This window comes from Limosilactobacillus sp., from assembly GCF_022482365.1.
Taxonomy (GTDB): Bacteria; Bacillota; Bacilli; order Lactobacillales; family Lactobacillaceae; genus Limosilactobacillus.
Genome location: NZ_JAKVPE010000001.1, coordinates 1,945,147 through 1,957,956, shown reverse-complemented (window position 1 = coordinate 1,957,956; position 12,810 = coordinate 1,945,147). Strand labels below are relative to the sequence as shown.

Sequence of the window (12,810 nt, the reverse complement as noted above, 5' to 3'; positions counted from 1 at the left end):
TCATTGATCAATCGAATATACCGCCACTTGGTTAGCTTCCCGGTTGGCCGCCAACAGATACTGCTGCCCACCTTTTTCGTAAACCGTGACGTTGCTTGGGCCAACCTGCTGGTCGATGAGCTGACTAGCCAAGTGGTCGCTGGTGATCAGCTCCAGGTTTTGCTTGCCCGCGCGCCAGCCAAAGATAAAGTATTCTCTTTGGCCCAGTTTGCCGCCCCAAATAGCGTGCCCAAACGGCGTGTCCGCCTCACTGCGAAAGATCGTTTGAAAATGACTGTCAGACACCCGCAGGTACGGGCCGTGGAAGCCTTCGATTGTCAAGTATTCATCCGCGCCGTCACCGTTGACATCGGCGGAAAAAATGTCCGAGGTTTCAACCGGCGACAGCCTGGTAATTACCCAATCACTGTCCGCCGTTGGCCAAGTCAGCTTAAAGATCCCCTCGACACCGGTAATCAGGGAGTAGCCGGCCATCCGCTTGTAGCCATGGTTCTTGGTAATGCGAATGTCTAAGGCGTGCTGGTTAACAACCTTTTCCTGTTCGTCATCGTACTCACCGACCCATACTTTGCCCGGATCGGACCAGTCATCCGTGTTTTTCTTGCTGTTGGCAATCGAGCAGCCAATAAACCAGTAGCCGCTGCCGTCGTCCTTTTTGATGGCATCAAAACGGTGAACATAGGGGAAGTCGCCAATGACTGTCTGGTCCCAGTCCTGGCCATTCCAGGTTTCCTTAACAATTCGGCACTGGGCTGAGTTAAATCCGGGGTAGAAGCGCTGGGTGGCCAGGAAATTAAGGGTTCCCGGCAGGTGCACCATCGTCATGGTCCCACCAACATCCGGCCAGACGGTGGTCCGGGCAAAATCATTGTCAAGGTCGTATGCATAGCATGGCTGATTTTCCTCAGAAGCAACCACGATGAAGTCCCGACCAAGCTCATGCATCCGCATAATCGCGTAGCAGTGGTCCAATTTGTCTTTAAAAATTTTGTTAAATTTCATAGTTTTTTCTTCTTTCCAACAATTAGCAGTGACTATCCAAAATAAAATAGAGGACTCGGAAAGTACCGAATCCTCTCAACACGTCCAGCTTTATTTATTTACCTGGTTAACGGGCTTCCCATCTCTTAAGTAGGAAATCAAATTGTTGGAAGCTTCTTTGGCAATCGCTGTCCGTGCTTCTAAAGTACCGGTTCCTGCATGAGGAGACATAATAACATTATCCAATGCACGCAGTTCTTCTGGAACGTTTGGTTCGGTCTCAAAGACGTCCAGGCCCGCCCCAGCAATCTTGTGGTTCTTCAGCGCGTCGATCAAATCATCCTGCTTAATCAGGACACCCCGTGCGGCGTTAATAATGTAAGCAGTATCCTTCATTTCATCAAACACTTCGGCATTAAATACACCGGTGGTCGATGGCAGTGCGGGTGCATGAAGGGTAATGACATCCGCGGTTTTAACTAAAGTATCGAAGTCGACGTACTTAACGTCCAGCTGTTCCTCCAGGTCGGCAGACAGGCGACGGGCATCGTTATAAATCACGTTCATCCCCAGTGCCTGGCAGAACTTAGCAACTTCAGAGCCGATCCGTCCCATGCCGTACACACCAAGCGTCTTGCCCTGCAGGCTCATCCCCATGTACTTTTGTTCGGAAACATCAACCCAGTTGCCCGAACGAACAATCTTGTCATACAGGTAGAGCCGGCGAACAGTTGCCAGCAGCAGTGCAAACGTCATTTCAGCCGTTGGCACCCGAACGCCCTGAGGACAGTTGGCAACGACAATGCCCTTGCTCTTGGCATAGTCGATGTCGATATGGTCAAAGCCAACCCCGTTTGCGGTGATGATCTTCAGGTTGGTACCAGCGTCGATCAGTTCCTTGTCGCCCTTGGTACCCATCAAAAGCAATCCTTCGTATTCGTGCAGGTGCTCTAAGATCCACTCACGCGTTTCAACTTCGGGATCGTAAAACACATCGAACGTTTTTCGTAATTCAACCAAGCCTTGCTCTGGAATAATTCCGGTGACCAATACCTTTGCTTTACTCATAACTCTTATTCCTTTCGTTTGCTGAAGTAGTAGAACAAAAACTTGAATTTACCCTGTTTTCCTTGGTTAAGCGCTTAACTAAGGCACGGCTATAATATATCATCAATCAAATATTCCGTCAACTCCCTAACGGTTATTTTTTATTTTCCCTTTATTAAGACGGTGGTAAAATTATATTTAAGCATTAAAATTTTTTGTAACGTTTTAGTTACGTTGGGAGGCTCTTCTTTGGAAAGACTAACGATCAGCGATATTGCTTCTTTAGCTAATGTCTCTATTGCGACCGTTTCAAACTACCTTAATGGCAACTACAAAAAAATGTCATTAAAGACCCGGACCCATTTGGAGCAAATAATCAACCAGACCAATTATCGACCAAACGGGACCGCACGCAGTCTAGCGAAAAACGAAAATAAAACGATCGGCGTTTCAATTGCCGATATTACCAACCCCTTCACTTCGTCCGTCCTTTCGGGGATCTATAAGGTGTGTGACGAACACGGCTACAAGGTGCTGTTTACAAACGCCGATAACAACCAACAAAGCGAAATAAATAATATTCTCCGACTTCGTTCCGAAAACGTTGCCGGCTTTATTATTGATCCCGTTAACGCCAACGGACCGATCTACAAGTCATTTTCAAATAATTCAACCGTGATCGTCGACCGGCAAGCCGTCAAGACGAAGATCGATACGATCGTCACCGACAACAACCACTCCGTCTACCAGATGATTCGAAAGATGATGGCAAAGGGCTACCAGGATCTCTACTTCGTCTCATGGCCGCTGGATGCCGTCAGCACACGGACGTTGCGTTATCATGGCTTTCTGGATGCAACCGGCTATACGGAGGGGTCCCACCTGATTACCGTCCCACACCTGGGCGAAAAGAAGCTCTACGATCAGTTTAACCAGCAAATCAAAGAAATCATGGAGAGCCATCGGGACCATAAGCCAGCCTTCTTCACGATGAACGCCCGCGTATTCATCAGGCTCTTGCAAGCAATGCAACTGGCCAATTACAACTACCCAGACGATTACGGCCTGGCAACGTACGAGGAGTTTGAATGGATGAAGACGATGCGGCCACAGATCAGCTGCATCCAGCAGGATTCCCGTGAGCTGGGCGTGGAAGCCGCGGCCCTACTAATCGACAAGCTTGAAAATCCGCAGGAAAGTTTCGAGCCATCGATTAAAATCGTGCCAACCAAGCTCGTCATCAATAACAGTTTTTAAAATATGGTAGATTATAGAATGAAGTTAGCCACCCAGTTGGTGGTAAATAAAAAACGCCATTCGGCGTGACATCAGGTATCATATTAAGTGAACCAAACCTATATGAAAGGATGTCCGTCAAATGACGCACTTAAATGATACCATGTCTACTATTTTATTGACTACTCATAAAAAGAATGCTCATCTTACTAAAGAAGAACGTGTGATGATTGCGACTTTAAAGTCGCAAGGACTTTCCAATCGCGCAATTGGTCGCCAATTAGGAGTTAATCATCAAACAATTAATAACGAGCTCAACCGTGGTACGGTCCGCCAACTTCGTCGTCAAAAATCTAATGGTAAGATTTACGAATATTCTTACTACATCTATAGTTATGAAGCTGGTCAGGCCACATATCTTGAACATCACCGCCATTCTGGTCGTCGTCGCTTATATTATTCTTCAAAGCAATTTTTACGATTAGCTGATCAGCTAATGCTTGGTGAGTTTGACGACCACCATTACTCCCCACAAGCGGTTATTTATAAGGCTCGAGATTTAATGAATGATGGCACCCTGATCCCAAAGTCGGTTGTAACTTTATATCAATGGATTAATGAGGGTGTGCTTCGTACGTCCAATTTAGACCTCTTTGAAAAACCTAAACGTAAGCATCATCAAACTCATCCGCAAGCTAAAAGGTGCTTAGGGCCTAATATTGCTCAACGACCTCAAACTGCGGACCAACGGTCCGAAATTGGCCATTGGGAACTGGATACAGTTCAGGGACAGAAAAACGGTAATGACAGTGTTGTACTAGTAATGACTGATCGCCTTTCACGAGTTAATATCACGAGTAAAATTGCTGGTAAAACTGCGCATGCAGTAAATCAGTTCTTTATAAATTTGCGCCAGAAAATGGGCACAGATGCTTACTATCGCATTTTTAAGACAATAACCTCTGACAACGGTTCAGAATTTAGTGAGTTAACACAAGTTCACGATCATGTTTTCTATGCTGATCCGTATTCCCCTTGGGAACGTGGATCCAATGAGATCAATAACCGGTTTCTCCGCAAGGAGATTACCAAAGGTGAAGCTATAAATAACTATAGTAGTGCTCAGATCATAGCGACTAATGATTGGATGAATCACTATCCACGAGCTATGTTTAATGGACATTCGTCAATGGATATCTATCGTAAGGCCTTCTACCAAGAGATATCACAGCTCCATCAACCAATAATCAATTGGTCAGTATTATTTATTTGAGTCCAGTGGCTAACTTATTCTTGAAATTTAGGGTTTTTAAAATATAAAAAACGACCCGCAATTTTTTGCAGGTCGTTTTTATTATGAGCTTATTCAGCCGGTTCCAGGACAAATGAGAAGTCGATGTCCTTGTCCGCCGGAATGTGATACTGTTCCTCAACGTCGGCACCCCAGCTGTCGATGCCGCCGACGCCCCGGACGGCCCCGGCCACTACCAGGACGGTCCGCCGTTCTAACGGCAATTCCTCGAGGTGGGTCGCCGACTCCAGTTCCTCGGCCGTGTACGGCAGGCAGCTGAAGTTGAACGGCTGATCCGCCTTGGCCACCTTCAGGGAGAACGGTGCCTGGTCTGGATCCGCGTTGTTTTGGGTCGTTGCCCGTGTGATCGTCAGCCAGTCCGTTGCCATGTGCATCCCATTTTCCTGTGGAACCAGGTACTTGGCAACCGGCAGGCCCTTGACGGTATAGGTCCCATGAACAGCCCCCGCCATCCGGTCCGGGTAGGTCTCGCCGGAAAGTCCTTCGTAGGTGAAGCCAGTGGCCGCCGTCGGCATGACGAAGCGCATTCCCATCACCGGCAGCTCCGGCAGGTCGGCGTGCCCGGCGTAGTGAACGCTGAGCTTGATCTTGCCGTCCGCCGTAACCGTGTAGCTAACCGTGACCTGGGTAGCCGGCACGGTCAGGGTCTCAAAGGTGTAGGCGATCGTCATTTTGTCGGCGTACTCGTTGTTCGAGAACTGGTTCGTTTCAGGAGCCAACGGTGGCTGGCCAAAGTGATGGTCGTCGACGGTCAGGTCAATGCCGACGCACTTCTGGAAGACATCGGCAGACAGCCACTGGGCCGACTTGATGTTGAAGCCGCTGCCCCGGTCGTTATCGGTAGTGGCCCGCCAGAAGGTTGGCGTCGGTACCCGGTAGAGCCATTCCTTGCCGTTTAACTTCAGCGACTCCAGGCCGCCCTTTTCGTAGCTAAAGATGTATTGGAAGCCTTCGCCCGCAACGCCGAGCGTGCCGTCACCGTAAATGACGTGTAGTTTATTTGTGTAAGCCATAGTAGTACCGTACCTCCTGCATTGCTGGTTTTGGTGTCCGGTCCGCAAACATCAGGCCGTCGCCAGAGAATTCATAGTCTGAGTGCCGATCATCGAAATCGCCACCGTAGCGCATTACATCGCGACCGCTGATTGGGTCGTGGACAACCAGGGCCTGGTCGATAAAGTCCCAGATAAAGCCGCCGAAGTATTGTGGATACTTATCAAGCAGCTTGATGTAGGAGCCCATGCCCCCGTCGGAGTTCCCCATGTCGTGCATGTATTCGCACTCCATGAACGGCTTGTCCGGGTTGTTTTGCAGGTATTCCTCGACCTGCTTCGGTGGCAGGTACATCCAGCTCTCAACGTCGGAAATCTCGTCCCGGTAGTCCTTGGTCCCGCCGGCTGGCAGGTAGCCCTTTGGATCCAGGCTCGGGATCTGCTTGCTGTAGTCGTGGGTGTGGCAAACGCCCTCGTAGTGGACGAGCCGGCCGTCGTGGTGGGACTTGTAGAGCTTCTGCATGGCGACCATGTTGTCACCAGCAAAGGACTCATTCCCCAGCGACCAGAAGAGGATGGCCGTGTGGTTCTTGAAGGTCTCGTAGTTGCTGCGGGCCCGGTCAACGACGACTTCCTTCCATTGCGGAACGGAACCCGGTACGTTGTAGGACGGTTCGATGGCCCCCATCTTCTGCCAGGTGGCGTGGGATTCGAGGTTGTTCTCGGCCATCATGTAAATCCCGTTTTGGTCACAGAGGTAGTACCACGGAATCTGGTCCGGGTAGTGGCAGGTCCGCACACCGTTGATGTTGTTTTCCTGGAAGGTCTTGATGTCGGCCTTCATGTCGGCCAGCGTGACGCTGCGGCCGCGGTGGTCATCCCATTCGTGCCGGTTGACCCCGTTGATAATCAGCCGCTTGCCGTTCAGCAGAACAACGTGGTCCGGGCTGATTTCGATCTTGCGGAAGCCGAAGCGGTATGGTACCAGTTCGACCAGCTGGCCGGCGTCGTCATGAATCTCAACGAGGAGCTGGTACAGGTATGGATCATGGTTGTCCCAAAGGTGCACGTTCTTAAAGGCCACGTCCGCCAAGTCAACGGTCTCCTTCACCGGTAGGGACTGGTCGAGCAGGTCTTGGCCATCGGCATCCTTGACCAGGACGCGAACGGTGCCGCTCTCCTCACCCGTCAGGCTCAGGTGCAGGCTGAACTTACCATCCTGGTAGTTGTCATCGAGGACCGGCCGGATCGTCATGTCCTCAACGTGGGTTACCGGTTGGGCTAAGAGGCTAACACTCCGGAAGATCCCGGAGAAGCGGAACATGTCCTGATCCTCAATCCAGGAAGCTGTACTGTGCTTGAAGACCTCAACGGCCATCACGTTGCCCGTGTCCTCAATGTACGGAGTCAGGTCGAATTCGGATGGGGTGAAACTGTCTTCGGCGTAGCCAACAAAGTGACCGTTAAGCCACAGGAACATTGCCCGTTCAACCCCTTCAAAACGAACGCGGATCTGTTTGCCACGCAGGGCCGGATCCAGGTCAAAGGTCTTCCGGTACATGCCCACCGTGTTGTCGGCACCCTCGCTAAAGGAGCCGGCCTGGGCGTCATCGGCGCTCAGGGCGTAGGCTGGCCGCCGGTAGATCTTGCCTTCCCACGGGATCAGTGTGTTGATGTAATTGTTCTGGGCGTAATCGCTCAATTCAATTTCACTCGGCACCTCAATCTCGTCGAAATCGGTGGTATCGAGATCGGTCTCGTAGAAGCCCTTCAGCCGTTCCAATGGTGAATTGGCAAACTTGAATTGCCACTGGCCATCCAGGGACTGTTCAAAACGGCTGTCGTCTGCTGACCACTCCGCATAGTTGCCATAGTAATGATGGTCACTGTGGGCGGGTAGTTGGTTAACCCGGAAAGTCTCCGGGTCATCTAACCATTTAATATCTGCATCCATTAATAAATCCTCCTCATTCAACAAGTTCACCTTTAAGTATAGCGCTTTCATAAATAGAATGATAGGATTACAAGTAAAATTTACTTAATTTTTAGCAGTAGAAAATTTTAAAAAGAAAAAGCCGGAACGAAAATCGTTCCGGCTTTTGAGTAGTGCGGCCGAGAGGACTTGAACCTCCACGGTCATAATCGACCATAAGATCCTTAATCTTACGCGTCTGCCAGTTCCGCCACGGCCGCATATCTCATCAACAAGAACTATTATAGCAAACGCGCCTAACCTTGGCAACAACTTTTTTTAATTTATTAATCGAAACCGGCCACCGCACCGTCGGCAGACGTAACGGGCGGTATTAAAGCGCCGCTGGCGGGCAATCACTACCCCGCAACCCTGGCAGCGGTAAAGCCACTTGGCCTGCCGTCGGTGTTGAACCTTGCTGGTCGGTGGCGCGTACCGCGATCCGCCCACCGCTGCCAGCAGGTGTTTGAAGGCCGGACTACGGTGGTGGTAGTCCTGTCCGGTCAGGTGCAGGTGATAGTGACAGAGCTCGTGCAGGACCACTCGCTTGAGGTTTTCCTGGTCAAATTCCGTCAGCATCAGCGGATTGATGTCGATGTGATGGTCGGCCAGATGGTAGCGCCCGCCGGTGGTCTTTAAACGGCGGTTAAAGAAAATTTGGTGACGAAAAGGCCGCCGGAAGTACTCCAGCGACCATTTTTCCGTCAGGGTTTGTAATTCCTGATTAGTCATTTTCAACCTTCTTTGGTGCGATCATCGTCAATTGGATCCGCTGCCGGTTCAGATCCACGTCATCGATCCAGACGTCCACGATGTCGCCCACGGACACGGCACTGCGGGGATCCTTGATGAACTTCTTACTCATCTTAGAAATGTGCACCAGTCCGTCGTGCTTGACGCCAATGTCGACAAAGGCCCCGAAGTCGACCACGTTGCGAACCGTTCCCTGGAGCTTCATCCCCGGCTTTAGGTCCTCAATCGTCATGACGTCGTGGCACAGCAGCGGCATTGGCATGCTGTCACGAAGGTCGCGGCCCGGCTTCTCCAGTGAGCCAATGATGTCACTCACCGTTGCCTCACCAGCTTGGTCGGTGGTGTAGTCCGCCGGCTTCAGCTTGGCCAGCTGCTCGTTGGCGGCCGCCGAGCCCAGCTGATCAACCGAAATCCCGGTGTCTTCCATCATCTTGGTGGCGATTTGGTAACTCTCCGGGTGGACGTCGGTGTTGTCCAGTGGGTTCTCACCACCGGTAATCCGCAAAAAGCCGACCGCCTGCTGGTAGGCTTTGGGGCCCAAGCGGGGAACCTTCTTCAGCTGGGTCCGGTTGGTATAGCGGCCGTGCTCGTCCCGATAGTGAACAATGTTCTTCGCCGTGGTCTTGTTTAGGCCCGAAATCTGGGTCAGCAGCTGGTAGCTCGCCGTGTTGAGGTCAACCCCAACCCGGTTAACCGCCCGCTCAACCACCGCGTCCAGCTCGGCAGATAGTTCCTTAGTCGGCAGGTCGTGCTGGTACTGGCCGACACCAATTGCTTGCGGGTCGATCTTCACCAGCTCGGCCAGTGGATCCTGAAGTCGGCGGCCGATGCTGATGGCAGTGCGCTGTTCTACGTGCAGGTCGGGGAATTCCTCCCGGGCCGTTTCACTGGCCGAGTACACGGATGCCCCGGCCTCGTTGACGATCACGTAGTAAACCGGTCGCTTCAGCTTTTTGAGGGCTGCCGCCACGAATTTTTCTGACTCCCGGCTGGCCGTCCCGTTCCCGATCGCAATCATCTCCACGTGGTAGTCCTCAATCAATTGAAGGAATTCACCTTCAGCGGCGGCCCGCTGTTTTTCGGGAGCCGGCTTGTGTGGATAAATAACCGCCTTAGTCAGGAATTTACCATTCTGGTCCAAGATTGCCAGCTTGCACCCGGTCCGGTAGGCTGAATCAAAGCCCATCACGATCTTGCCCTTGATCGGCGCCTGCATCAGGAGGTGGTAAAGGTTGTCACCGAAGACCTTGATGGCCTGGGCATCAGCCTGATCGGTCAGCTGGCGCCGGATCTCCCGTTCGATGCTGGGCCCCAGGAACCGCTTGAGGGCGTCCTGGTAGGCCTCTTCAATAAAGGTCGTCGCCGCGTTCTGCTTATTCGTCCGGATCAGGCGGAAATGCAGGTAGTTGAGGACCGCGTCATCATCGGTTGTGACCTTGACGTTTAGGACCTTCTCCTTCTCACCCCGGTTGATTGCCAGCACCTGGTACGAGTTGAGATCCTTAACCGGTGCAGCAAAGTCGTAATACTGCTTGTAGGTGCCAAGCTCGTCCTTGTCTTCGCCACCGCGCTTGACCTTGGTTTGCAACTGACCGTGGTTGGACACAAAGCTGCGCAGCCACCCGCGGACGGTCGCCATTTCGCTAATGGCCTCCGCCAGGATTTCGTGGGCACCTTCTAGGGCCGCCTGGGCGTCCGCCACCTCGGCGTTGACGTACTTGGTTGCTTCCTTTTGCAGGTCGCCGTCCGGGTAGGTTAAGAGCCAGCTGGCCAGTGGTGCCAGGCCGGCTGCCCGCGCCTTTTGGGCCTTGGTCTGCCGCTTCTGCTTGTACGGCAGGTAGAGATCCTCGACCTCCTGGAGCTCACTGGCGCCCCGGATTTTCTTTTCCAAGCCCGGGGTCAGCTTCCCCTGCTCGGCGATCTTGTTGATGACCGTCTCCTGGCGTTCTAGCAGGTTGGTCACGTGGCGATACTCGTCCCGAATGTCTTGGAGCTGAACCTCGTCCAAGGTCCCCGTCGCTTCCTTGCGGTACCGGGCGATGAACGGGATCGTGTTCCCCTCGTCCATCAGCTTTAGGGCGGCATCAATCTGTGTTTGGCGTAAATTTGGTAAATTTTGGCTTACAAGTTGCAGTGTCTGTTTATCCATATATACTTCCTTAACTTTGATTTACTATTTCCACCAGGTATCAAGTGGGGTGATCGGCTGGTGACGCTTGTGCTGCGTCCGCTGGTACCAGCCCTCAATCTTTTCGGCGGCCGCGTCGGTAACCGGCCGGCCCTCGAGGTAGTCGTCAATCTCCTCGTAGCGAACCCCCAGTGCCGCCTCATCAGGCCGCATTGGCTTATCGTCTTCCAAATCGGCGGTCGGGGTCTTCTCGTAGAGTTCCGCTGGGGCATGCAGGTACTTTAAGAGGGCCTTCCCCTGACGCTTGTCCAGCTGGGACAGGGGCGTGATGTCGGCCCCGCCGTCACCAAACTTGGTGTAAAAGCCGGTGACCGCCTCAGCCGCATGATCGGTTCCCACGACGGCCCCGCCGTACTGACCGGCAATGGCGTACTGAACGATCATCCGCTCCCGGGCCTTGATATTGCCCTTGTTAAAATCGCTGATCGTGCTGCCGGCATCCGTCAGGCTCTCAACCATCGCGTCGGTAGCCGGTTTGATGTTGACCCGTATTGTCCGGTCGGGCTTGATGAAGTCGTTGATGGCCGCCATCGCGTCCGACTCGTCAGCCTGGGTCCCGTACGGCAGGCGAACCGCGATAAACTGGTAGTCCCTATCCCCGGTCTCCTGCCGCAGCTTGGTCACCGCCAGCTCGCACAGCCGGCCGGCCAGGGTTGAGTCCTGGCCGCCAGAAATGCCGAGCACAAGGGTCTTCATCCCCGTTTTCTGTAAAAAGTCACAGAGAAACTGTACCCGCCTGTTAACCTCAACCTGCGGATCAATTGTCGAAAGGACCTTAAGATCTTTAATAATCTGTTCCTGCATCTTGCGCATCAATTATCGCTCCTTGTTCTCAAGCGTCTTAACGTATTCGTGAATGTGATGAATCATCTGCAGCTTATTGTCGTAGCACTTCTGCGACAGATCGACCGGATAGACCTCGGGGTTGAGGTCCCGCTTGTATTCATCCCAGAGGGCGTCCAGGCTGGCCTCACGGTGATCCCTAATCTCGTCCAGGCTTGGCTCATCGTAGACAAACTCGCCGTCTTTCCAGATGTCCTTGAGCATTGGCCGGGCGAGGAAGTCGCTGACGTCCTTTTGCTGGAGTGGGAAGTTCGGGTTGAACATGTTCAACGAATCCTCCGTGCGCGGATCTTCGTCGATCAGGGTGATGTAGTCACCCTCGCTCTTGCCATCGACCCGGTCGTTAATCCGCCAAACCTGCTTCTCGCCCGGCGTCGACATCTTGGCAACGTTGTTGGAAAGCTTGATGGTGTCGACCATCTTACCGTCGGCGTCCTCCATGGAGACCAGCTTGTAGACAGCCCCCAGGGTTGGTTGATCGTAGGCGGTGATCAGCTTGGTGCCGACACCCCAGACGTCAATCTTGGCCCCCTGCATCTTCAGGTTCTGGATGGTCTTTTCGTCCAGTCCGTTGGAGGCAAAAATCTTGGCGTTCGGGAATCCGGCCTCGTCCAGCATTGCCCGGACCCGTTTGGACAGGTAGGCCATGTCGCCACTGTCGATCCGGACCCCGATAAAGTTAATCTTGTCGCCAAACTCCTTGGCCACCCGGATGGCGTTCGGCACACCGCTCTTCAGGGTATCGAAGGTGTCGACCAGGAAGACGCAATCGTGGTGCGTCTCGGCGTAGGCCCTGAAGGCGTCGTAGTCGTTGCGGTAGGCCTGTACCAGGGCGTGGGCGTGCGTCCCCGAGATCGGAATCCCGAAGAGTTTGCCGGCCCGAACGTTACTGGTGGCGTTGAAGCCGCCAATGTAGGCCGCCCGAGTCCCCCAGATTGCTGCATCCAGTTCCTGGGCCCGCCGGCTGCCGAATTCCATGATGCTCTGGTCCCCGACGATTGACTTGATCCGGGAAGCCTTAGTGGCCACCATGATCTGGTAGTTAAGGATGTTGAGGATTGCCGTTTCGATCAGCTGGGCCTCAATCATCGGTGCGTCGACTTGCAGGATTGGCTCGTGATTGAAGACCAGGTCCCCCTCCTCAAAGCTCCGGATGGTCCCGGTAAACTTGAAGTCGCGCAGGTATTCCAAAAAGTCCGGGTCGAACTGGTCAGTGGATTTCAGGTAAGCAATGTCACTGTCCGTAAAGTGCAGGTCCTTGATGTAGCGAATGATGTGATCCAGTCCTGCGTAGATCGCGTAACCATTTTGGAACGGCATCTTCCGGAAGAAAGCCTCAAAAACAGCACGGCGGTTGCCAACACCCTGTTTCCAGTAGGTTTGCATCATACTCAGTTCGTAGGCATCGGTATGCAGTGCCAGGCTATCATCTGGATAATCAAACTTCATAATTAATTTTCCCCTTATCAATCAATAAATAATAACG

Annotated in this window: 10 protein-coding genes and 1 tRNA gene; 2 read left to right on the top strand and 9 right to left on the bottom strand. The window is 52.7% G+C overall.

Features of this window, described 5'->3' with window-relative positions:
* Positions 1-1,002 carry a hypothetical protein gene (locus LKE23_RS09215; protein ID WP_291977045.1) on the bottom strand — a complete coding sequence of 334 codons (1,002 nt, stop codon included), beginning with the start codon at positions 1,000-1,002 and terminating at the stop codon, positions 1-3.
* A gap of 90 nt (positions 1,003-1,092) precedes the next feature.
* Positions 1,093-2,049, bottom strand: coding sequence for an NAD(P)-dependent oxidoreductase (locus LKE23_RS09210; RefSeq protein WP_291977044.1), 957 nt, complete (start codon positions 2,047-2,049; stop codon positions 1,093-1,095).
* Between the two features lie 228 nt (positions 2,050-2,277).
* Here LKE23_RS09210 and LKE23_RS09205 point away from each other — a divergent pair, with 228 nt between their 5' ends.
* The gene (locus LKE23_RS09205; RefSeq protein ID WP_291977043.1) at positions 2,278-3,285 is read left to right on the top strand and encodes a LacI family DNA-binding transcriptional regulator; all 1,008 of its coding nucleotides are present in this window, start codon (positions 2,278-2,280) and stop codon (positions 3,283-3,285) included.
* A 121-nt stretch (positions 3,286-3,406) separates the two neighbouring features.
* Positions 3,407-4,537, top strand: coding sequence for an IS30 family transposase (locus LKE23_RS09200; protein ID WP_291976173.1), 1,131 nt, complete (start codon positions 3,407-3,409; stop codon positions 4,535-4,537).
* Between the two features lie 89 nt (positions 4,538-4,626).
* Here LKE23_RS09200 and LKE23_RS09195 read toward each other — a convergent pair whose 3' ends face one another.
* The 7 genes from LKE23_RS09195 to LKE23_RS09165 all read right to left on the bottom strand — a co-directional run bounded on the left by LKE23_RS09195 (position 4,627) and on the right by LKE23_RS09165 (position 12,773).
* Entirely contained in the window at positions 4,627-5,589 is a 963-nt protein-coding gene (locus LKE23_RS09195; protein WP_291977042.1) for a beta-galactosidase small subunit, read from the bottom strand.
* The gene (locus LKE23_RS09190; RefSeq protein WP_291977041.1) at positions 5,573-7,522 is read right to left on the bottom strand and encodes a glycoside hydrolase family 2 TIM barrel-domain containing protein; all 1,950 of its coding nucleotides are present in this window, start codon (positions 7,520-7,522) and stop codon (positions 5,573-5,575) included. Before LKE23_RS09190 ends, LKE23_RS09195 begins: the two co-directional genes overlap by 17 nt.
* A 153-nt stretch (positions 7,523-7,675) precedes the next feature.
* Positions 7,676-7,761, bottom strand: a tRNA-Leu gene (locus LKE23_RS09185).
* Positions 7,762-7,819: 58 nt separating this feature from the next.
* The gene (locus LKE23_RS09180) at positions 7,820-8,272 is read right to left on the bottom strand and encodes a SprT family protein (RefSeq protein ID WP_291977039.1); all 453 of its coding nucleotides are present in this window, start codon (positions 8,270-8,272) and stop codon (positions 7,820-7,822) included.
* Positions 8,265-10,442, bottom strand: a complete 2,178-nt coding sequence (locus LKE23_RS09175) for a Tex family protein (RefSeq protein WP_291978335.1) — start codon at positions 10,440-10,442, stop codon at positions 8,265-8,267. The genes LKE23_RS09180 and LKE23_RS09175 overlap by 8 nt, the downstream gene beginning before the upstream one ends.
* Before the next feature lie 24 nt (positions 10,443-10,466).
* Positions 10,467-11,294, bottom strand: coding sequence for an ammonia-dependent NAD(+) synthetase (nadE, locus tag LKE23_RS09170; RefSeq protein ID WP_291977037.1), 828 nt, complete (start codon positions 11,292-11,294; stop codon positions 10,467-10,469).
* Between the two features lie 3 nt (positions 11,295-11,297).
* Positions 11,298-12,773, bottom strand: coding sequence for a nicotinate phosphoribosyltransferase (locus LKE23_RS09165; RefSeq protein WP_291977035.1), 1,476 nt, complete (start codon positions 12,771-12,773; stop codon positions 11,298-11,300).
* Positions 12,774-12,810 lie beyond the last annotated feature (37 nt).

Bases quoted from the DNA above. Each gene is read 5' to 3' on its own strand.
- LKE23_RS09165 (WP_291977035.1), bottom strand. From the start codon at position 12,773: ATGAAGTTTGATTATCCAGATGATAGCCTGGCACTGCATACCGATGCC.
- LKE23_RS09210 (WP_291977044.1), bottom strand. From the start codon at position 2,049: ATGAGTAAAGCAAAGGTATTGGTCACCGGAATTATTCCAGAGCAAGGC.
- LKE23_RS09215 (WP_291977045.1), bottom strand. From the start codon at position 1,002: ATGAAATTTAACAAAATTTTTAAAGACAAATTGGACCACTGCTACGCG.
- LKE23_RS09175 (WP_291978335.1), bottom strand. From the start codon at position 10,442: ATGGATAAACAGACACTGCAACTTGTAAGCCAAAATTTACCAAATTTA.
- LKE23_RS09195 (WP_291977042.1), bottom strand. From the start codon at position 5,589: ATGGCTTACACAAATAAACTACACGTCATTTACGGTGACGGCACGCTC.
- nadE (WP_291977037.1), bottom strand. From the start codon at position 11,294: ATGCGCAAGATGCAGGAACAGATTATTAAAGATCTTAAGGTCCTTTCG.
- LKE23_RS09180 (WP_291977039.1), bottom strand. From the start codon at position 8,272: ATGACTAATCAGGAATTACAAACCCTGACGGAAAAATGGTCGCTGGAG.
- LKE23_RS09200 (WP_291976173.1), top strand. From the start codon at position 3,407: ATGACGCACTTAAATGATACCATGTCTACTATTTTATTGACTACTCAT.
- LKE23_RS09190 (WP_291977041.1), bottom strand. From the start codon at position 7,522: ATGGATGCAGATATTAAATGGTTAGATGACCCGGAGACTTTCCGGGTT.